Consider the following 20,797-nt stretch of genomic DNA (forward strand, 5'->3'; position numbering starts at 1 on the left):
AGTAGGCATCAAGAAAACCATTCTTTATTACCAAATAAAACTTAAGGCTGCTCAGCAGAAGCTAGAGGGAAACAAGTTAGAGACAAAATATAAAAGCCCTCTTCTCTAGACATAGTGGAGTCAATCTTTACCGGTAAGCGGCACTTTTGATTGATCGCATCGCCCGAAATAATCATTAACTCCGCTTGCGCACCCAGCGATAACAACGCTCGTCCCGCTGGCCCAATCATTGCCAGCAATTCGCCGGACGGCGACAAAACGCGAGCCGCAAACGGCACTGCAACGCCGTCTTGGGTGGTAATGGTGGCTAATACTTTGGACGTTTTACTCACCTCAAAGGTGGTTTTAACAATCGCGCCACGACGCGGAATAACAGTTGCAATGCTATTTTCAATATCGGTATCGACATCCAATAAACTACTGTCCAACTCAACCCGATTTTTACGGTAAGGCACTACGTAAGGGATGACGCCAAAACCGTCAGCGTTAGTTTTAGTGAGCGCGCCGACTAGCCCGACATCTTTGGTCTGCGGCACCTCAACCAACACGCTCGTCTCGCCCAGTGATGGGCCAAAATACACGCCACCAGCATGCAGTAGCATCGAACCCGATAAATTGGCGCTAGTTTGACGATAATCTGTGCCCGCACCTGTACCCACACTAAAACCCAAGCCAACTTGACCAAAGTTACTGGCGTAATTCACCGAGCCAGAACCGTTCGTTGCGCCGAGGTTTGTTCCATTATTGGCAGAACGCGATGCATTCAAGTTATAGGTAAAACGATTATCTTCATTGAGCCGACCAGTGATACCAAGTTGGTGATCAAGACTACCGTTGCGATTTAGCGTTGGGTTATAGCTCACCGATGCGCCAATCCCCATTGGAATGTTTACGCTGAACATGATTTGATCATTATTGGCAGCGTTACGAGAGCGCGTGCTGCTGAAATAAATACCAGCAGAAATAGATTTAAACTGAGTCGTAAAGCCCGCTTGGATTTCCCGATCAACGCGGCTGGAAGTCCAAAAATCGCGTTGATTAAGATTGACATAGAGCGAGCCACAACAGGATACATTTTGTGCGATGCTAACGCTTACTTGGCTGCGTTTTGCGATTAACTCGTTTGTCCCCACAACTACTTGCTGCCTAGCGACTTCGTCAAAACTGCGATAACCAGATTCGGAATAGCGCGAACCCGCCAGCCTAAAACTCGTCGCTGTTTCAAACGTTTTGCTATATTGCAGCCGGTAACTTTGGCCGCGTTCATCCAGGTGTTCTGGTCGCCTAGAATCAGCATTAATCATATCGACCGACAGCGCGCCCAATCGCCCTAGATTTTTACCAATACCCACACTAACGGCGCGATAAAAACTAGCAGCCATTAAGCCACCGTAAACGGTAGCATCCCAACCCACACCTTTACCGGCGGTGACTTGCAAAAAGGCGGGATGAAAGCCCGGTCGCGCTGGCGCGTCATAGTAGCCGAGCGCGGCACTGTAGCGCCAAGCGTCTTCGCGCAGCAGATTAGTCATGGTTGAAAAAGGCTGAACAAAGCGCGTGACCTTGCCGTTACTTTCGGTGATCGTAACCACCAAATCACCACTGCCAGAGCGGGTATTGAGATCGACAATCTCAAACGGGCCGGGCGAGACAAAGGTGGTGTAAATCAAAAACCGATTTTGATGCACATCCACTTTCGCGCGCGAATTAGCAATTCCCCGAATCACGGGCGCATAGCCCTGCATCGTATCGGGCAGCATCGCTGTATCTGTCGCGACTTGCAAGCCTTTGAACGACACCGAATCAAATGTATCACCCGGCGTAAAAGACTGGCCTAGCGTGAACTGGCCTAAGGTCCCCGGCAAATCGCGTTGCACGTAGTTATACCCGTTTTGCCATTGCGCTGATCGGCGGCCATTTCTTTGTAACGCTGCATTGGAACGAAAGCGCCAATCACCCCAATTAAATCCGCCATTGAGATACACGCTATATTGGTCTTGGTTGTTCGACGTCCCAACCGTGCCATTGGAAGCGGAGACCTGATAACTCAACATTGCCGCGTCTATTCCACGATCCCATTGCGTTGGATCGACATAAGTAGCCACATCTCGGGTCATGTTGAGTTGCGGGATACTGATTGCTAACGTCAACTTGCCGCTATCAAAATCATAGGCAGCATCTGCGCTGATTGCGCGAGCCGCCACGCAGGCCTCGTCGGGAGGAATCAAACTGACAGCGGTGTCGATTCTCACTCCCATATCCGTCAACAAGTGCGCCGACAAGCAAGGCTGAAGTTTGCCAAGTTCGGCATCAAAATCGAACATAAGCTCACGGCGCGCAAAATAGGATTGATTGATAAAAATCGTCACCGGATAAGCACCCGGCATGATGTTAGCGTTCTCGGTCAGAAGTTTTAAATCAATCTTGGGCGCGCTCGCTCCGTTCAAGGATTGCATAAACGCAGCGTCAAACTCAACACCTTGAGCAAATACTGTTTGGATACAGCAGCCACAGCACATAGCGATCAGCCACGCGTACAGGCAAAGTAAGCGCGGCATCACAAACAAAGTGGTAATAAAAACTTTCATACATCGGCACAACTTGGGCCAGACAGTCTGGTAATCTCAGCGCCAGATCATCGAATTAACGCGTCGAGGTCAATGCAACCGGTTTAAGTTCGGTATATCCACCGGAATCATTAATGGCAGAAAAGCTGACCTGCGCGCCATTACCAGTAATCGGTGTGGCTAGGGAATAGTCGATTTCACTCATCGGCGCGACCATTTTTGGGTCGGCAATTTCACTTTTTTTCCCATTTTCTTCAACATAAATTCCCACGAATGAAATATGAAAAGCGCTCGGATTGGTTAAATGCAAAACCGATTGCCCTGCCTTCTGAACTAGGCTCCACTTAAGCATGGCCAGCGCTTCATACAATGAGCCTCTAAGCTGCTTAGGTCGAAAAAATAATTTCACCCGCGTCCTAATGGCAATCTTCAAACTGTTCTCAGCCGAGGGAGTGGCGCTTGGGATTTCTTGTGCGTTAAGAAAAAAGAGTGACTCTCTATCGCTCGGCAAATTGGCCGGTAAGCGCAAAATACGCACGCTTTGCTCTTTACCTGCATCCAAGCGAAATAACTGTGGCGTCGTCACAAACGGCACGATGGTGGAGTTATCGTCTAAATCGGTATTAATCCAAACTTGAACAGCATACGGTCGGTCGGAAGGATTGCTCACCACGACGAGTGCATCACGTTTATTGTCGTCGTAAATAATCCGCGTGCCGTTCAAAATGATATCGGCATGTGCATTAGAACTGAGGATGGTGGTTAATACCAAGATCATCAACATTGCAAAATGGGACGCTAGAAGCTGCCGCCGCATTAAGCAAGTTGCTTGTTCCATGGAGCTACTGAATTTACTCATCCTCATTCCTATCGAGCGACTTTTACCACTTACCGTATCAACATTGCGCGTTCAAAAGGTGACTTTCCTTGTCACCTCAGCCTTAACTGATTTCGGGTGAGACAAGCGCCACGGCATTAGCAAACTACTCAACACCAATGCGCGTGACAGCTAGCCAAATTCGACTTATTGATAATAGATAGTGAAGCCCGCTTTTGCATTCGCTGGGCCAGCAGTTGCTTTTCCTGTTGCGATATAGTTGGCATAAAAGCGTAGCGGTTGATTGAGATCAGTGTAGACGGCGGAACGCTCGCCCAACATGATTTCTGAGCCATTCGCATCTCGAATTTGCACTGCTACGTTCTTTGCCGCGCCCTGTTCTTGCACCAATCCCAACCATTGAACATTAGGTCCCGCCACGCCAGCCATAGTGATAAAACTCACCTTTGCGCTGCGACCAGTCATTGAACAACCTGCGGCCTTGTTATCGATTGTTAACGTAAATGCGGTGTGACCAGCGACTTCGCCTGCTTTACTCAACATCGACGCTGGAACGGTGCCCAAGGTCACGACTCCATTTTTGTTTTCGGAATTTACATCGGTAACAGTTACTGGACAGGTGGTGCTATCAACGCTGCCGTTAAATGAAATGGTTCCGTCAATTGCATTAGCCGCTTGATGCATCCCAAGCGCTGCTAATGCCAAAACGAATGCTGCTTTTTTCATGAAAAATAGTCCTTTAAAATTTGATCAAAAACGCCCAAACTTAATCGTCTAAGAAAAGGCTTAGCGAGCAAATTGGCGCTAGTAAAATTAGATAAAGTGAATTCACCTCATCACAGCGCAGGATTGTAGGTAGTAAGACTCAACATAAAAATAGGAATTGTCCTAATCGATTTAAATGTAGTCGCGGGTATTGCAAAACGCTCGGAAATTTAAGAATGATTTACACACATTCTTTAGTACCAATTCTGTTAGATAAAGTGGCGCAAGAAGTTAATGAATCGCATCAATCCAATCAACATCGCCATCCTTGATGACCACGTTATCGTCCGGCATGGGATTGAGCTTGCATTGGCCACGCAAAAAAACTTCGTTGTAACTGGCGCGTACAGCAGCAGCCAAGAGTTGCTCAAAGGACTTCTATCCAAACCTGCGCAGATTCTAATTGTCGATTATTCCTTGCAAGCGCACGACATGGATGGAATTAATTTATTGCGTATGCTCGCTATCAAATTCCCAGAATGCAAAATCATCGCAATGTCTTCTTTTGACGATGCAACCACAATCGCCTTGATAAAAAATGCGGGCGCGCACCTCTTTGTTAGCAAAGCACAGCCGCTTGACGTTTTGATTGGCGCTATTTTTCAGTTAGCACAAACCAGCGGCGACTTTATACTTGATCCGAATAGATTCTATGTGGCTCGTAATGCCAACATGGTGCCGCTATCAAGACTGCTCACGGCGCGAGAAAACGAAGTCATTCGTTGCGTATTAGAGGGCATGTCGGTCACTCAGATCGCGCATAAATTTTTTAAAAGCCGCAAAACTATTAGCGCACAAAAAATGTCGGCCTTCAGTAAGCTCAACGTCCACAGCGACCAAGAATTAGTGGAGCTGTTTAACAAATCGAAATCAGACGATTTAACGTAATCAGTATTCAAGCGCACTGAGCGAATTTCTCTTTACCGCGATGGTCAATCCAATCTTGAAAATACCAACGCGGTGCGTATTATTAATAGCAACCTCTATGCAAAGATCGTCCACAATGATTCGCCCTGCCCAACGCCCTTTTAAAATTGTCCTAATTGATGATCACGTGGCCGTAAGATTCGGCGTGACCGAATTGTTGGCAAAAGAGGCTGACTTTGAAGTTGTAGCGGCATTTGCAACCAGCGGTGAGCTGCTCGATGACACAAAAAATACCGCAATCGACATACTCATTGTTGACTACCATCTCGCCGCTGGGGATATGGATGGTTTGAATTTAATTAGCACCTTACGCCAGCGCTTCCCTGACACGAAAATTCTGGTGTTTTCGGGACAAAATAATTTAGCCGCTGTATCACTCATCATGAAAGCTGGGGCGCATGGATTTATCGGCAAAGACCAAGCACTACAGGAATTAGTCGGCGCAGCCAGAACTCTGGCCTTAGGGCGTACCTACTTGCCGCCCAATTTATCAATGGAGCTCCTCGAATTAAACAAAGGCCATTGGATGCCGAATGACGCGCGTCGTCCCGTAGCATCCAGCGCAATCGATGAACGACGCAGCGCCCACAATAATAAACTGCGTCATTACCGGCAGAACAGCGTGTTGTTGTCTGATGCGGCTTTATCAAACCGCGAGCGAGAAGTACTTTCTTACTATTTAAACGGGCATTCTGTAACAGACATTGCACAACGGCTTGATCGCAGCGTAAAAACAGTCAGCACACAAAAACGCTCAGCCTTTCGCAAACTCGGCATTCGAACTGATAGCGAATTATTTACGCTTCATGCGCAATCTAAAATTCGATGAAAAATCTTATGTTTCGTTATTGGATAAAGTCGATGGCAGTCATCTTCGTTACGCTCATCGGGACGGCATTACCCGCTCAACAAAGCACTAAAAATCCAATCTTTACAAACAAAGAACTAGCTTGGATTGCGGCCCATCCGACGGTTACCGTAGCAGTTAATCCCGAATGGCAACCGCTACAATACATCGAGCATGGTCAGCACAAAGGCTTGACGGTTGACTATTTAACCCAAATTAGTCGAATAAGTGGGCTTCAATTTCACTTCATAAACAGCGCCAATTTTAGTCAAGCCACGCAACAGCTACTTGAACAAAAGGTCGATCTGATCTCGGCACTTGCACCACCGTTTTTGCCTAGCAATTGGCAATCTAAAATCCAGTTAAGCCAACCCTATTTTGTCGGTGCGACAGTGATTATTGGTCCAGCGGCGGAATCGATTATTTTCGATTTACATAAGCTCGATGGCAAGACGGTCGCGATTTACCAAGATGGGATTTATCAGGCAGTACTAGCGCAGAGCTTTCCGGACTTGAAGCTACTTAAATTAAACGCCACGGCGGATCTATTAGAGGCAGTCGCGAACGGCAACGCCGATGCCGCGCTTGGATTGAATGCGGCCTTGATTCCGCCGATGCAACGGCATTTTAAAGGGACGCTGCAACTTGTTGGAACAGTGGCATCCTTACCACTTCCAGTGTCCTTTGGTATTCGCAGCGATCAAATCGAGCTACTTGCCATCCTCAATAAGTCGTTGGATGCAATCACGGCCAAGCAGGCCAACTCGATGATGAATAAGTGGCTCGAAGGAATCAATTATGGCACCCCAACTTGGGGAAGCCTTTTGCTGTATTACCGGATTGAAGTGCTATGCCTCTTGAGCGCCATTGGATTGGTTCTGCTATTGGCTTATCGAGCTAAAGCGGCGCAACTTGCCGCGCAACGCAGCGAACAACACAAGTCGCGTTTTCTGGCGATGATGAGCCACGAGATACGCACGCCGATGAACGCAATTCTTTCTGCGCTCGAATTAATTGACCGCACAACATTAGACACCCGTCAGAAGCAGCTCACACAGCTCGCTAAGGACGCGGCAGAGAGTTTGCTAAATTTGCTCGATGATGTGTTGGACCTATCCAAACTCGAATCACGCCACATGGAACTAGAATTCCGCCCGACCAACATCAACGAAGTACTTGAGCAAGTTGTTAGCCTACTGCGTCCTAAAGCCGATGAAAAAAATTTAGTACTTATAGTCGCAAGCAAGATTCGAAAAAATACTTATCTGATGCTGGAGCCAACTCGCTTGCAGCAAATTTTGCTCAATTTAATCTCGAATGCGATCAAATTTACCGAGCGCGGCCAAATCACCATCGAACTATCGCTAAGCCTTCTGGCGATCGATACGCAAGAAACAGCCGCTCATCTCGCCATTCGAATTGCTGACACTGGCATTGGCATCAGCGCGGAGCAACAAGCTCGATTGTTTCAGCCGTTTTCGCAGGCCGATATTTCCACTAGCAGAAGATTCGGCGGCACTGGTTTGGGATTGGCTATTTGTCGCGACTTGGTCAACGCAATGCACGGCAAATTGAGTTTAGCCAGTGAAGTCGGTCTGGGCACAACCTTGTTCTTAACTTTACCTACACAATTGGCGCCAGCGGCATCCAAGTCCGAAATCGCACAAGAAGCGCCGCCGACCACCGTGGCACACCAACCAGTTCAGGCGAGCGTGTTAGTGGTCGATGATCACCCCAGCAATCTGGCTGTCATAGAACAACAATTGCATGAGCTAGGCTGCAATGCGGTACTGGCCAGCGATGGGAAAGCAGCGTTAGATTTAATCGCACAACACAACTTCTCCTTGGTGCTACTTGATTGCAATATGCCAGAGCTGGATGGTTATACGGTGGCGCGTATGATCCGCAACCACGAGCAACGCAGCGAGCGAAGCAAAGGGCGCCATTTACCGATTATCGCCATTTCGGCTGCCAACGATGCCGAGCACACCCAGCGTTGCTTGGACAGCGGCATGGACGGCGTATTAACCAAGCCGCTGCGCCTGCCGGCATTAAGGCAGTTGATTGCGGCGTGGTGCAGCGTGAAGCCGAAGCCAAACGCCGCGCCATCATTCGGTTCTAGGCCCAGCGAAGTGGCGCTTGCGCTATTTAAAGCCGAATCGCAGCGCGATTGGTTCTCGATTCAACAAGCGCTGATTAAATCTGACTTCAGCGCCCTACAGCGTGCCATTCATCGTCTAAAAGGCGCCGCCTACATTAATCAACTCCATCCGCTCGCACAGGCTTGCGTCGAAATCGAACAATTACTGGCATCAAATTGTTCCACCGCTCAACTTCAATCTGCTTGCACCAAATTGGGCGAGTCGCTGCAAGCCTTGGTGTAAAAGTTTCACCAAATACAACAGCAAAACATCTAGAAAAATATTTCTAGACAAACATATCTAGATAACTTATTCTAGTTTCACGTTCAACCCTTCAAGGGACTTATCGTGAGTAAAAAAACATCGATTCCTAAACCAACCGCCGTTGAAATGAATGTCTTACGCCTTGTGTGGCGACTTGGCCCATCGACCGCCAAACAAGTGCTTGAAGAAGCCGTAAAAGAACAACCCGAAACCAGCTACGCCACGATTTTGCGCGTACTACAAATCATGCACACCAAAGGATTGTTGATTCGGGACGAAAGCCAGCGCTCACATGTCTATGCGCCAGCGCATCCCCAAGACGCGTTGCAATCGAATTTGGTCAGCGACTTAATTCAAAAAGTATTTGCCGGTTCAGGCAAAGCCTTGGTGATGGAAGCGTTACGCTCGCATGTTAGCAAACAAGAACGCGAAGAAATTGAAGCTTTGCTCAATAACAAAGGAGATAAAAAATGACGACCGTATTTGATCTCGTTTCGACTGCAACATTGACTGAAGTATTTAACGCCATCGGACTCGGTTTGGTCAGCTTTGTCTGGCAAGGCACTGTCATTGGATTGGTCACAGCAGCTATTTTAAAAACACTGCATAAAGCCTCGCCACAATTGCGTTATCTGGTCGCTTGTATGGCCTTGTTACTGTGTTTTGCGCTGCCCTTGCATACCGTTTTGGCGTCGTTACTGGCTGAGCGCACCGCGCTATCAGCAGGCGATAGTTTGTTTGAATTCGACGGCCCAATACTGACCGGCACGCCAATTTCAAGCACCATGCTGTGGGTGCAGGCGCACTTGCTGCAAATGGTGGCCGTTTGGGCAACCTGTGTTGCGCTATTTTCCATCCGTATGTTCGGCGGCTTAATCTGGGTAGCAAGACTAAGTCAAAGCAACGGGCAGAATGCTTATTGGCAAACCCGTTTAACTGCGCTCAGCGAAAAAATCGGCCTCAAACATACTCCACGTTTGCGCGTTGCACAGGATTTAAATACGCCCGCCGTTGCTGGTTGGCTGCGTCCGGTTGTACTGGTTCCTGCATCACTGATTTCGGGTATGCCACCCGATTTGCTAGAAGCCTTATTGGCGCACGAAGTGGCCCACATTCGGCGCATGGATTATTTGGTCAATTTATTACAAGGCGCGGTTGAAATCCTGTTGTTCTACCACCCTGCCGTGTGGTTTATCTCGCACCAAATTCGCATTGAACGTGAGCAAATTGCCGATGATTTGGCAGCCCGACTGATCGGCGAACCACACCGTTTAGCCCTAGCATTGAACGAGCTGGAACAATTTCAATCCAGCCAAAATCAGTTGGCTTTGGCGGCCAATGGCGGCAATTTATTAGCTCGCATCAAGCGCTTAGTTCAAGCGAATGAGAACTGCAACGCGCCACCAATTGGGCTGAAAGCGACTCTTGCTGCAATGAGTTTAATACTGGCTGGCGCGGCCTTTTATGCCAACGCGGCGGATACGACTAACGCAGCTGCGGCGACAAGTGCAGACACAATAGCAGTCATCGATTTTAAAACCTGCGACAAACCGGATTACCCGCAAACATCATTGAACAATAAAGAAGTCGGCATTGTTCGCATGGCGTTTTTAGTCGGCACCAAAGGCACCATTACGCAATCAAAAATCACTTCCAGCAGCGGACATGCGCTTCTCGACCAAGCGGCATTGAGTGCGCTCAATAAATGTAAATTCACGCCTGCAACCAAAGGCGGGAAAATCATTAGCGCATGGACGAAAGTTGACTACGTCTGGAAACTGCCAGATTAAATTCAGCGACTCAATCGAATAGTGTTCAACTATTCGATTGAGTATCAAATAATTCTGCAAAATAAGGAAATCCAATGATTCCAACACTCGTTCAACGACTTCTTACGCCCATCGTATTCATAGCATTTTCTTGCGCTACAAATCTCTCGGCCGCGTCACAACTACCCGATTATCCCTTCATCCATGTAACCGGTAATGCCGACGTGTATGTGCAACCCGATCTAGGCCAAATTAGTTTTGAAATCACCACATCGAGCGACCAGGCAGAGCAGGCGACTGAGCAAGCGGCTGCGATCAATGCGGAAATCGTCGCGCTGCTAGAACAGTTGCAAATTCCGCTAACCGATTTAACGATTTATGCGGTGCAAAAAAAGAGTCGAACGATGGAAGCCATCGATGGCAAACCCGCTCGCGTCATCGTGGAGGTGAAACAAGGAATGCAGATCGATGTGCACGATTTAAGTAAATGGGAATTGCTCACCCCCCCGTTACTAGCCAAAGAGAATCTGGGCAATTTTGACGCGACCTTTGATTACACCAAACGCAAACAAGCGCGTGAAGATTTAATTGTTGAAGCAATCAATCACGCCAAGCAAAACGGTACCATCATCGCTGAATCGTTTGGGAGGCATTTGGGCGCAGTCGCTGCGGTTTCGTCTGGTCGCTTAATGAACTTGGGGGCTGAATTAAATTTAGTGAGTAATCCGTACTTTGACGACGCGCCGCGGCGGGAAAATTCGATCCGTAATTTTTCCTCACCCGCGGCGATTAAGATCGTGCAAAGCGTGGATGTTATTTTTAAAATTAAATAGCAAATCCTCGCCAAAACTTGCTGGCCTCTGACAACTAGTTACGCCACGGAGGCTGCATTTTCTTTTCTAAGCGCCCGCTCAACGAACTAGCCGAACAACTTATAATGATGCTTTTATTTTTTGCTGCGCACCATTATGGCTATTCGTCTCATTGTTGGATTAGGCAATCCCGGTCCGGAATACGAGCAAACTCGGCACAATGCTGGATTTTGGTTAATTGATAATTTGGCGCAAAGTTTGCCCAATTGCCACCTGCAACGCGACAATAAAATGAACGCGTTGCTCGCTAAAACTAGCATCGGTGGACAAGAAGTCTGGCTGCTGGAGCCGCAAACGTACATGAATCGCTCCGGACAATCGGTCGGCGCTTTAGCGCGTTTTTATAAAATCGCGCCCGATGAAATCTTAGTGGTGCACGATGAACTCGACATTGATCCGGGCGTGGCAAAACTAAAAAAAGGCGGCTCCTCCGGCGGCCACAACGGCTTAAAAGACATCACCGCGGCATTAGGAACTCAAGATTATTGGCGCTTGCGCTTGGGCATCGGTCATCCGCGCAGCTTGAATTTACAGCAACCAGTAGTTGATTTTGTGTTGCATCGCCCGCGCAAAGAAGAACAACATTTGATCGATGATGCACTTGCTAAAAGTTTGCAAATCATCCCGATGCTGTGCGAAGGCAAATTCGAAGCAGCCACCATGCAATTACACACCAAATGAGTTTAACTAAATCCCCTATCATTCTGCGCGCGGGCCCTAAAGCAGCAGAACATATCCGCAAAAATGGATTACAAGCCAGCGACATCGCTGTGATTCCAGCCGCCGCTGGAGGGCCTAAAGGCTTAATTCTCAACGAGTTGGATCAATGGTTGTTTGGCGACTGGTTAGCCAATTCGCCGCGCCAGCGCAGCTTAATCGGTGCTTCGATTGGATCGTGGCGCATGGCGGCGGCTAGCATGGCCGATCCGGCTAAAGGATTTAAACGCTTAGCCGATTTGTATTGCCAGCAAACGTATAGTGCTAAGCCAAGCAGCAGCGAAGTGACCCAAGTGCTGTCGGATTTATTGCATGAGTTAGTCAATGCACACATCGACGAAATCGTCGATCAACCTTTGCACCGCTTGCATATTTTGACGATCAAAGGACGCGGCTTGTTGCGCGCGCCACAACGTAGTTTCAGCACCAAGGCCGGATTTGCTGCGGCGACATTGGCCAACATCACTTCGCGCTCCAACTTAGCGCGCCACATGGAGCGGGTGATCTTTAGTGACCAGCGCGATAATTTAGCGTGGATGAAAACCAAGTTTGATGCGTTTCCGTCCGAATTCGCTGCGCTCACCAAGGCCAATTTGCAAACCGCGTTATTGGCCTCCGGCACGCTGCCATTAATCATGGATCCGGTGCGTCACATTCCCGATGCGCCTGCCGGAACCTATTGGGATGGCGGCTTGATCGACTACCATTTGGCACTTCCTTATTCACGCCTTTGCATGCAAGCGGCGCAGTCAACTTCGGCCAATTTAGTGCTGTACCCACACTTTACCGACCACATCATTCCAGGCTGGCTCGATAAGGCATTTGCGTGGCGTCGGGCCCATAAAGGCAAAAATCTGCATTGGCTCGACAATGTCGTCTTGGTCGCACCGTCGTCCGAGTTTGTGCGTTCCCTGCCGCGTCAAAAGATTCCCGACCGCAACGACTTTGTATTTCATGGACTCAATCATGGTGCGCGGATTGCGGAGTGGCAGCAGACGATAGGCGCGAGCGCACAGATTCGCGATGCGTTTGCGGAATTTGTTAACAATCCGAATCCTGAATCATTACAAAAATTTTAATATTTTTTGCTATCAAAAAGTAAAATCCTCCACTAGAATAATTCGACCAAATTTAATCCAGCGATTAAATCCATCCCAAAGCCAATGCGCGATTTTGGCAGTATCAAAATTAAGCTCAATTGGCGGAGGCCGTGTTGACCTATATTGCGAGACGCTGTGCAATCTCCCAATAATTTGATGACTGCATGCCATGACACCAGAAAACACACAAACCAAATGGGCTCAATTTATTCCACTAATCATTGTTTTTTTCTTTTGGGGATTTGTTGCGGCCAGCAACGATATTTTGATTCCGGTCTTCAAAAAAACCTTTGATCTCAGCCAAGGCGAAAGCCAATTAGTTTCGCTCGCTTTTTACATCGCTTACACCGTCGGCTCGATTATTTACATGGGCGTATCCGTTTTACTGAAAGAAGATTTGGTCAATAAAATCGGCTACAAAAACGGCTTGGCGTTGGGCTTGGTTATCTCGGCTTTGGGTACGCTGTTGTTTTACCCGGCGGCCAATACCAGTTCCTTCCCTTTAATGCTGGCGGGCTTATTTACGGTTGCGCTGGGCTTCTCGCTGCAGCAAACGGTGGCCAATCCACTCGCCATTGCCTTAGGCCCGATTAGCACCGGATCGCAGCGCTTAACGATGGCCGGTGGGATCAACAATTTAGGCACGACCATCGGCCCATTGATCGTGACTTTTGCTATTTTTGGCTCGGTCATCCATAACAATGATTCCGCCGCTAGCATGAGTATTGAAAGCGTTAAAGTCCCTTATCTGGTGCTGGGCTTTGCATTTTTGGTGGCGGCACTAATCTTAAAATTCTCTCCCCTGCCCGACAAACCAGCGTTGAGTTCATCCGATGATGGCGCTTCGTCTGGCGACCGTAGTTCGGCGTTAAAGTATCCGCAGCTTGTCATGGGCATGATCGCGATATTTGTGTATGTCGGCGTGGAAGTATCGACTGCGAGTAATCTACCAGCCTACATGAGCACCGGCTTGGGATTTTCGATTCAACAAACGGCACCGTTTATTTCGTTGTACTGGGCTAGCTTGATGATTGGACGTTGGACTGGCGCGGTGGAAGCGTTTAGTTCGGATGCCAGTTTGCAAAAGACCTTGAAATTTATCGTGCCTTATTTGGCGTTCGCGATTTTCTTGGCGGTCAACGCGATCGCGCAACATGATTTAACGCCATTCTATGTGTATGGTTTGGTCATTTTAGTGTTGATCGCGGCTGACATTGCCAGCCAAGGTAGTCCGGTTCGGATGTTGTTAATCTTTTCGTCGCTGGGCATTCTTGCGCTGTTAATTGGCATGTTTACCAGCGGCTTAATCAGCGTGTATGCCTTCACCAGCGTGGGATTATTTTGCAGCACTTTGTGGCCGTGTATCTTTACGCTGGCAATCAGTGGCTTGGGCAAAAATACCAGCCAAGGTAGCGCGTTCTTAATCATGATGATTATGGGCGGCGGGATTGTGAGTTGGGTGCAAGGCGTTTTGGCTGATTACACCAATATTCATGTCAGCTACATTGTGGGCGTGCTGTGCTTCGCTTATTTGGCTTTCTATGCTTGGAAAGTCGGTGCGATTTTAAGTAAGCAAGGTATTACGTTCGGCAAAACTTCGGTATCTTCGCACTAGTTGATTCAGACTAAGCACTCCGGCGGTTAGGGCGCATTCTTCCCTAATCGCCTGATCCAGTTATTTTTTTAAAAACATAAAAAAGCATTTTTATGTTTTTAAAACGCAATTTCCCCCTTCCTCCTCAAAGTCACACAGACTGACACGACAAAAACCGCTAAAATCGGCGGTTTGGTTATTTGCGCATTTGTCTGGCAAATTAACGTCGCATTCGCAATTTCTTTAAAGCAATAAACCTCATTACACTCACACCATGCTGACATTTCAACAAATTATTCTGACGCTGCAAGATTATTGGAACAAACAAGGTTGCGCCCTGCTGCAACCGCTGGATTTGGAAGTCGGCGCTGGCACATCGCACCCAGCAACTTTCCTACGCGCGATTGGCCCAGAACCCTGGCGCGCCGCGTATGTTCAGCCATCGCGTCGCCCTAAAGATGGCCGCTACGGAGAAAACCCAAATCGCCTGCAACACTATTACCAATACCAAGTCGCGCTCAAACCAGCGCCAGAAAATATTTTGGATTTGTACCTCGGTTCCTTAGAAGCGGTCGGTTTAGATTTGCAGCAAAACGATGTGCGTTTTGTTGAAGACGATTGGGAAAATCCAACCTTGGGCGCATGGGGCTTGGGTTGGGAAGTCTGGCTCAATGGAATGGAAGTCACTCAATTCACCTACTTCCAACAAGTTGGTGGCTTAGACTGCAAACCAGTCTTGGGCGAAATTACCTACGGGATCGAACGCTTAGCGATGTATTTGCAAAACGTTGAAAACGTCTACGACTTAATTTGGACGACTTGGGAAGAAGACGGTGTCACCAAAACGTTGACTTACGGTGATGTGTACCATCAAAACGAAGTCGAGCAATCGACCTTTAACTTTGAATACTCAAACACCGAATTCTTGTTTTCGCTGTTCACCAATTACGAAACCGAAGCCAAACGTTTGATTGAAGTGCCGCTGGCGCTTCCTGCCTATGAATTGGTATTAAAAGCCGGTCACACGTTTAATCTATTGGATGCGCGCGGCGCGATTTCTGTTACCGAACGCGCCGCCTATATTGGTCGCATTCGTAATTTATCGCGCGCCGTTGCCAGTGCTTATTACGCTTCACGCGAAGCTTTGGGCTTTCCGATGCTATCTAAGCCAACCGAGGCAGCCCAAGCCTAACTTAGCCCCAGCACGATAAAGCACCGCTACGCCAATACCATTTTTTGACAGACACGCCATGACGCAAACATTATTAGTTGAATTATTTACCGAAGAATTGCCACCAAAAGCCTTGATTAAATTGGGCGAAGCGTTTGCCGCTGGTATCTTCAACCATTTAAAAACGAACGAATTCCTGGACGCCGATTCCATCGCCACCAGTTATGCGACACCGCGTCGCTTGGCGGTTTCGATCACAAAAGTGCGCGCCACATCGCCCGATAAGCAATGCCGTGAGAAAGTGTTGCCAGTCTCGGTCGCACTGGATGCGAACGGTAACGCTACAGCGCCGCTGTTAAAAAAATTAGCGGCGATGGGCTTCGCCGATGTGCAGGTAAGCCAATTAGAACGTGCGGCTGACGGCAAAGCTGACAGCTTTTTTTACAGCTACACGGCGCAAGGCGTGGACTTAACATCGGGCTTGCAGCAAGCGTTAGAAGATAGCGTTGCCAAATTACCGATTCCCAAATTAATGACCTACCAACGCAATGGCAAAGATATTCAGTTTGCGCGCCCAGTGCACCGTTTAATCGCGCTGCACGGTTCAGCAATTGTTGATCTGAGCATTCTTGGCTTGCACGCTGGACGCATCACGCAAGGTCATCGCTTTTTATCGCAAGGCCAAATCAGTATCAACCATGCCGATGACTACGCCAACGATTTACAGACTCACGGCAAAGTCATCGCTAGCTTCGACACACGTAAAGAACAGATTCGCACCGACCTGTTAGCCCAAGCCGGCGCTGACCACGTGTTGATGCCAGAGGCGTTATTGGACGAAGTTACTGCGCTGGTCGAATGGCCAGTTATTTACAACTGCCATTTTGAAGAAAAGTTTTTAAGCGTTCCGCAAGAGTGTTTGATTTTGACGATGCAAACCAATCAAAAATACTTCGCCTTAACCGATGCCTCAGGCAAACTGCGCCCACGCTTTTTAATCGTTTCCAACTTAGCGACTGCAACACCAGAACACATCGTTCGCGGTAACGAAACCGTCGTGCGCCCGCGCTTATCGGACGCCAAATTCTTCTTTGAACAAGATCAAAAGAAACCACTAACCGAACGCGCCCAAGGCTTGAGCAACGTGGTCTATCACAACAAGTTAGGCAACCAAGCACAGCGCGCCCAACGCGTTGAACAGTTAGCCGCTTACATCGCGACGCAATTAAGCGCTGACGTCAAATTAGCGCAGCGCGCAGCGCAATTAGCTAAGGCTGATTTGTTGACCGATATGGTAGGCGAATTCCCTGAATTACAAGGCATCATGGGCACGTACTACGCGCGCATCGATGGCGAAGATGAGCAAGTTGCGCTGGCGATGACGGAGCATTATCAACCGCGCTTTGCGGGCGATGCGTTGCCAACGTCAATCACGGGAACGGTATTGTCACTGGCTGACAAACTCGAAACCCTAGTCGGTATTTGGGGAATCGGTTTGCAACCCACCGGCGACCGCGATCCATTTGCCTTGCGTCGCCATGCGCTCGGCGTCTTGCGTATGCTCATTGAAAAACAATTGCCACTAACATTGTCTGGGCTGCTGCAACATGCCGTGACTTTATTTGCCGACAATCCTGCTTTCACCGATCCTAGCGCCGCGCTGACTACTTTTATTTACGATCGTTTGCGCGGGATTTTAAAAGACCAAGGATTTAGTCCTGCCGAAGTCGAAGCCGTCGTCGCTCCGCAACCGGATTCGCTGGCAAATATTACCCAGCGCTTAAATGCGGTACAAGCGTTTGCCGCGTTGCCAGAGGCCGCCGCGTTGGCCGCTGCCAATAAACGCATTACCAATATTTTGAAAAAATCCGAGCAAGTTGACGCTGCGGTGAATCCGGCTTTATTACAAGAAGCAGCCGAACAAGCCTTGTTTGCGGCAACCCAAGAAGTGGCCGACAAAGTGAAATCTGCTTATGCTGCCGCTGATTTTAATAATGCGTTACAGATTTTGGCAACGATCCGCCCACAAGTGGATTCGTTCTTTAACGATGTGATGGTCAACGCCGAAGATGCTGCGTTGCGCGCCAACCGGATTGCTTTATTGGCGTCATTGCATGCGGTCTTGAATCAGGTAGCGGACATTTCAAAACTAGCTGCATAACGTTTCAGAAAACTTCTTTCACAGTTAAAACTAACCAAGTCAATTATCATGGCGCAAACGAAGCTCATTATTTTGGACCGCGACGGAGTCATTAATCATGATTCGGACGCCTTCATCAAATCACCCGATGAATGGATTGCGATTGATGGTTCGATGGATGCGATTGCGCAATTGAATCAGGCTGGTTACAAGGTGGTTGTGGCAACCAACCAATCAGGGATTTCGCGCAAATTGTTTGACATGGAAACGCTAAACGCGATTCATGCCAAAATGCACGATGCCGCGCAACTAGCAGGTGCTTCGATCGACGCTGTATTTTTCTGCCCGCATGCCGCCGACTTTAATTGCGATTGCCGCAAACCCAAGCCGGGCATGATTAAAGAAATCGCCCAACGTTATGACATCGATTTAAAAGGTGTTCCTGTAGTCGGTGATTCGCTGCGCGATTTGCAAGCCGGTTTCATCGTCGGCTGCGCGCCGCATTTGGTGCTGACCGGCAAAGGCGAGAAAACCTTAGCCGCCGGGGGACTTCCACCGGGCGCGCAAGTACATCTCAATTTAGCTACCTTTGTGGAAAAATTTTTGATGCTCGAAGCAGAAAATTAATGCCGCTTTAACGCCCAGATGATTCGTTAATTAGCCTCACCCTTGGAGATAAGATGCATCGTTTCACCCTGTTTGTACGTTCTCTCGTGTTCACCATTTTGGTCACCTTATTAACCATCGTTTGGGCTTTTGTCTGCATGTTGGTGTCTCCACTTCCGTACAACCAACGTTACTGGGTTACCGCACGCTGGAATGTGATCGTGATTTGGCTGGGCAAAGTCATTTGCGGAATGCACTATCAGGTCAAGGGCATGGAAAATTTGCCGGATGAGCCAGTCATCCTGTTATCCAAGCATCAGTCGGCGTGGGAGACAATTTTCTATTTAATGTACATGCCACGTCCGCTGGTATTTGTATTCAAAAAGGAATTGCACTACATCCCATTTTTTGGCTGGGGCTTGGCGTTGTTGCGCATGATTCCGATTGATCGCAGCAAGGGCAAAGACGCCTTCGCGCAAGTCGTGGTCCAAGGTCGCAAGCGTTTAGCGAATGGTCAGTGGATTATTATGTTTCCAGAAGGCACACGCATTCCGGTAGGTGAAAAAGGTTTTTATAAAGGCGGCGGAGCGCGCTTGGCCGCCGAAACCAATACCACCGTCGTGCCCTTGGCGATGAATTCGGGCGACTGCTGGCCCAAAAATTCTTTCATCAAAAAGCCCGGATTAATCACGGTCTCCATCGGCAAACCGATTTCACCCGAAGGTAAAAATCCCGTCGAGTTAATGCAAGAAGTGGAAGCCTGGATCGAAGCTGAGATGCGGGTCATTTCACCGCAACACTATCAGGCTTAATTTCATTGTGGCAGGCGGCAGATTTTCCCCATTTACTCAATTGGTAAAATTTGTGCAATACGATTTATTTGACGAGTTAATTAAGCCATTCTCCCGCACCATCATCGAGTTGGCTCCGCAAACGGAATTGCCTAAAGTGTTAGCGCAGCATCCGCACGGGGTGCAACTTGGCCAGCAATATGTCCCCTATCAATTACTACGCTCTAAACGGCGCAGCATCGGTTTTTTAATTACCGATGAAGGGCTGCGTATCACCGCGCCGCGCTGGGTTAGCATTGCCGAAATCAATGCAGCAATCATTAGCAAACAGCGTTGGGTCTTGAGTAAGCTGCAAGAACAGCAAGATCGACCCGTTCCCCAAAAGGCGCAAGCAATCGAATGGCAAAGCGGCGCGACGTTACCGTTTTTAGGTGTCAACGCCACATTGAAAGTTGAATTCGGCACGCCTAGCTTCTTTGATCCTGAAACCGCGGTGCTGACCTTAAATTTGCCAACCGACGCCAGTCCCGCGCAGTGCAAAAAGCATTTACAGGCGTGGCTAATGTCACAGGCCCGTCGCACTTTCAGCCAACGCTTGCCGTTTTATGCTGATCAATTGGGCGTGACATACCACTCTTTCACACTTACCAGCGCTAACACCCGCTGGGGTTCGTGTAATTCGCAAGGAAAAATCCGCCTCAATTGGCGCTTAATCCATTTTTCACCACATTTGATTGATTACGTAATCGCGCACGAGTTGGCGCATTTGATTGAGATGAATCACAGCGCGCGCTTTTGGGCGACCGTTGAGCGGGTTTTCCCTGAATACGATCAAGCGCGGGAACAACTAAAGCAACTTGGCTTGGCGGCGTTACCGCAGTTTTGATGGGAACTAATCGACTTGCTGATGCAGTCGCTATTTAGTGCAAGTTGGCTAGTGCAACGTATTGCTCTAATCCAATTGCTTCAGGGCGCAATTGCGGATCAATGCCAGCTTCGATCAATTGCGCTTCGGTGAACATCCCCGCCACACAATTGCGAATAACTTTGCGGCGCTGTGAAAAAGCCTTGGTTACCGTCGCTTGCAATTTATCCAAATCGCACGCTAAGGGATTTTGTTTCGGGATCATGCGCACAATCGCCGAATCAACTTTAGGTGGCGGATCAAACGCAGTTGGCGGCACGATAAACATTAAATCCATGTGATAACGCCATTGCAGCATGACCGATAAGCGGCCAAACGCTTTGCTACCGGGTTCGGCCACCATGCGTTCCACCACTTCTTTTTGCAGCATAAAATGTTGGTCTTGCACATGCGGTGCAATTTCCGCCAAATGAAATAATAGTGGGCTGGAAATGTTGTACGGCAAATTACCCACGATGCGCAGTTTTTGACCGGCTGGCACCGGGATTTGGGTGAAATCAAATTTTAATGCGTCGCCTGCGTGCACATGTAATTTGGCGGGGTCGAATTGCTTTTGTAAGCGGGTCACCAAATCGCGATCCAACTCCACCACGTGCAACTCAGCCACACCTTGCAACAACAAACGCGTCATCGCGGCCAAACCGGGGCCGATCTCAACCATCGCATCCTGTGGTTGCGGATTAATCGTGCGGATGATGTCGTTTAAGACCAAATCATCGGTTAAAAAATTTTGACCGAAGCGTTTGCGGGGAATGTGTTTCAT

General features: G+C 48.5%; 18 protein-coding genes. 14 read left to right on the top strand and 4 right to left on the bottom strand.

Translation table 11 applies throughout. The features are described 5' to 3' along the window. Nucleotides 1-41: 41 nt before the first annotated feature. The 3 genes from E2I14_RS12495 to E2I14_RS12505 form a co-directional block, all read right to left on the bottom strand. The gene (locus tag E2I14_RS12495; protein ID WP_133329010.1) at nucleotides 42-2,588 is read right to left on the bottom strand and encodes a fimbria/pilus outer membrane usher protein; all 2,547 of its coding nucleotides are present in this window, start codon (nucleotides 2,586-2,588) and stop codon (nucleotides 42-44) included. 55 nt (nucleotides 2,589-2,643) lie between these two features. Next, entirely contained in the window at nucleotides 2,644-3,426 is a 783-nt protein-coding gene (locus E2I14_RS12500) for a fimbrial biogenesis chaperone (RefSeq protein ID WP_206105638.1), read from the bottom strand. A gap of 165 nt (nucleotides 3,427-3,591) precedes the next feature. Further along, nucleotides 3,592-4,131: a fimbrial protein gene (locus tag E2I14_RS12505; RefSeq protein ID WP_133329012.1), complete on the bottom strand. Its 540-nt coding sequence runs from the start codon at nucleotides 4,129-4,131 to the stop codon at nucleotides 3,592-3,594. Between the two features lie 273 nt (nucleotides 4,132-4,404). On the opposite strand from E2I14_RS12505, the gene E2I14_RS12510 reads away from it, so the two are divergent. The 14 genes from E2I14_RS12510 to E2I14_RS12575 all read left to right on the top strand — a co-directional run bounded on the left by E2I14_RS12510 (nucleotide 4,405) and on the right by E2I14_RS12575 (nucleotide 19,995). After that, nucleotides 4,405-5,058 (top strand): response regulator transcription factor, encoded by a 654-nt coding sequence (locus tag E2I14_RS12510; protein ID WP_133329014.1) that lies wholly within the window; start codon nucleotides 4,405-4,407, stop codon nucleotides 5,056-5,058. 115 nt (nucleotides 5,059-5,173) lie between these two features. Continuing rightward, nucleotides 5,174-5,926 carry a response regulator transcription factor gene (locus tag E2I14_RS12515; protein ID WP_133329277.1) on the top strand — a complete coding sequence of 251 codons (753 nt, stop codon included), beginning with the start codon at nucleotides 5,174-5,176 and terminating at the stop codon, nucleotides 5,924-5,926. A 32-nt stretch (nucleotides 5,927-5,958) separates the two neighbouring features. Next, nucleotides 5,959-8,328, top strand: coding sequence for an ATP-binding protein (locus E2I14_RS12520; RefSeq protein ID WP_165967825.1), 2,370 nt, complete (start codon nucleotides 5,959-5,961; stop codon nucleotides 8,326-8,328). Nucleotides 8,329-8,433: 105 nt separating this feature from the next. Continuing rightward, entirely contained in the window at nucleotides 8,434-8,823 is a 390-nt protein-coding gene (locus tag E2I14_RS12525) for a BlaI/MecI/CopY family transcriptional regulator (RefSeq protein WP_227544726.1), read from the top strand. After that, nucleotides 8,820-10,139, top strand: a complete 1,320-nt coding sequence (locus E2I14_RS12530; RefSeq protein ID WP_133329018.1) for a M56 family metallopeptidase — start codon at nucleotides 8,820-8,822, stop codon at nucleotides 10,137-10,139. The genes E2I14_RS12525 and E2I14_RS12530 overlap by 4 nt, the downstream gene beginning before the upstream one ends. A 74-nt stretch (nucleotides 10,140-10,213) precedes the next feature. Continuing rightward, nucleotides 10,214-10,951, top strand: a complete 738-nt coding sequence (locus tag E2I14_RS12535; RefSeq protein WP_133329020.1) for an SIMPL domain-containing protein — start codon at nucleotides 10,214-10,216, stop codon at nucleotides 10,949-10,951. Between the two features lie 135 nt (nucleotides 10,952-11,086). Then, entirely contained in the window at nucleotides 11,087-11,671 is a 585-nt protein-coding gene (pth, locus tag E2I14_RS12540; RefSeq protein ID WP_133329022.1) for an aminoacyl-tRNA hydrolase, read from the top strand. Further along, on the top strand, nucleotides 11,668-12,786 hold the full coding sequence (locus E2I14_RS12545; RefSeq protein ID WP_133329024.1) for a patatin-like phospholipase family protein: 1,119 nt from the start codon (nucleotides 11,668-11,670) through the stop codon (nucleotides 12,784-12,786). Before pth ends, E2I14_RS12545 begins: the two co-directional genes overlap by 4 nt. Before the next feature lie 190 nt (nucleotides 12,787-12,976). After that, a complete protein-coding gene (locus E2I14_RS12550; RefSeq protein WP_133329026.1) occupies nucleotides 12,977-14,422 on the top strand; it encodes an MFS transporter in 1,446 nt (481 codons plus the stop codon). Between the two features lie 253 nt (nucleotides 14,423-14,675). Then, nucleotides 14,676-15,593 (top strand): glycine--tRNA ligase subunit alpha, encoded by a 918-nt coding sequence (glyQ, locus tag E2I14_RS12555; RefSeq protein WP_133329028.1) that lies wholly within the window; start codon nucleotides 14,676-14,678, stop codon nucleotides 15,591-15,593. 58 nt (nucleotides 15,594-15,651) lie between these two features. Continuing rightward, nucleotides 15,652-17,733 carry a glycine--tRNA ligase subunit beta gene (glyS, locus tag E2I14_RS12560; protein ID WP_133329030.1) on the top strand — a complete coding sequence of 694 codons (2,082 nt, stop codon included), beginning with the start codon at nucleotides 15,652-15,654 and terminating at the stop codon, nucleotides 17,731-17,733. A 48-nt stretch (nucleotides 17,734-17,781) separates the two neighbouring features. Beyond that, nucleotides 17,782-18,339: a D-glycero-beta-D-manno-heptose 1,7-bisphosphate 7-phosphatase gene (gmhB, locus tag E2I14_RS12565; protein ID WP_133329032.1), complete on the top strand. Its 558-nt coding sequence runs from the start codon at nucleotides 17,782-17,784 to the stop codon at nucleotides 18,337-18,339. A gap of 53 nt (nucleotides 18,340-18,392) precedes the next feature. Further along, on the top strand, nucleotides 18,393-19,130 hold the full coding sequence (locus E2I14_RS12570) for a lysophospholipid acyltransferase family protein (RefSeq protein ID WP_133329034.1): 738 nt from the start codon (nucleotides 18,393-18,395) through the stop codon (nucleotides 19,128-19,130). Nucleotides 19,131-19,182: 52 nt separating this feature from the next. Next, complete coding sequence (locus E2I14_RS12575) at nucleotides 19,183-19,995, top strand: M48 family metallopeptidase (RefSeq protein ID WP_227544727.1); 813 nt, start codon at nucleotides 19,183-19,185, stop codon at nucleotides 19,993-19,995. A gap of 34 nt (nucleotides 19,996-20,029) precedes the next feature. On the opposite strand, the gene rsmA is transcribed toward E2I14_RS12575, so the two are convergent. After that, a complete protein-coding gene (rsmA, locus tag E2I14_RS12580) occupies nucleotides 20,030-20,797 on the bottom strand; it encodes a 16S rRNA (adenine(1518)-N(6)/adenine(1519)-N(6))-dimethyltransferase RsmA (RefSeq protein ID WP_133329036.1) in 768 nt (255 codons plus the stop codon).

This window comes from Sapientia aquatica, assembly GCF_004358105.1.
In the GTDB taxonomy this organism is placed as follows: Bacteria; Pseudomonadota; Gammaproteobacteria; order Burkholderiales; family Burkholderiaceae_D; genus Solimicrobium; species Solimicrobium aquaticum.

Bases quoted from the DNA above. Each gene is read 5' to 3' on its own strand.
- pth (WP_133329022.1), top strand. From the start codon at position 11,087: ATGGCTATTCGTCTCATTGTTGGATTAGGCAATCCCGGTCCGGAATAC.
- E2I14_RS12530 (WP_133329018.1), top strand. From the start codon at position 8,820: ATGACGACCGTATTTGATCTCGTTTCGACTGCAACATTGACTGAAGTA.
- E2I14_RS12515 (WP_133329277.1), top strand. From the start codon at position 5,174: ATGATTCGCCCTGCCCAACGCCCTTTTAAAATTGTCCTAATTGATGAT.
- E2I14_RS12505 (WP_133329012.1), bottom strand. From the start codon at position 4,131: ATGAAAAAAGCAGCATTCGTTTTGGCATTAGCAGCGCTTGGGATGCAT.
- gmhB (WP_133329032.1), top strand. From the start codon at position 17,782: ATGGCGCAAACGAAGCTCATTATTTTGGACCGCGACGGAGTCATTAAT.
- E2I14_RS12495 (WP_133329010.1), bottom strand. From the start codon at position 2,588: ATGAAAGTTTTTATTACCACTTTGTTTGTGATGCCGCGCTTACTTTGC.
- rsmA (WP_133329036.1), bottom strand. From the start codon at position 20,797: ATGAAACACATTCCCCGCAAACGCTTCGGTCAAAATTTTTTAACCGAT.
- E2I14_RS12510 (WP_133329014.1), top strand. From the start codon at position 4,405: ATGAATCGCATCAATCCAATCAACATCGCCATCCTTGATGACCACGTT.
- glyS (WP_133329030.1), top strand. From the start codon at position 15,652: ATGACGCAAACATTATTAGTTGAATTATTTACCGAAGAATTGCCACCA.
- E2I14_RS12500 (WP_206105638.1), bottom strand. From the start codon at position 3,426: ATGAGTAAATTCAGTAGCTCCATGGAACAAGCAACTTGCTTAATGCGG.
- glyQ (WP_133329028.1), top strand. From the start codon at position 14,676: ATGCTGACATTTCAACAAATTATTCTGACGCTGCAAGATTATTGGAAC.
- E2I14_RS12520 (WP_165967825.1), top strand. From the start codon at position 5,959: ATGGCAGTCATCTTCGTTACGCTCATCGGGACGGCATTACCCGCTCAA.
- E2I14_RS12570 (WP_133329034.1), top strand. From the start codon at position 18,393: ATGCATCGTTTCACCCTGTTTGTACGTTCTCTCGTGTTCACCATTTTG.
- E2I14_RS12545 (WP_133329024.1), top strand. From the start codon at position 11,668: ATGAGTTTAACTAAATCCCCTATCATTCTGCGCGCGGGCCCTAAAGCA.
- E2I14_RS12550 (WP_133329026.1), top strand. From the start codon at position 12,977: ATGACACCAGAAAACACACAAACCAAATGGGCTCAATTTATTCCACTA.
- E2I14_RS12535 (WP_133329020.1), top strand. From the start codon at position 10,214: ATGATTCCAACACTCGTTCAACGACTTCTTACGCCCATCGTATTCATA.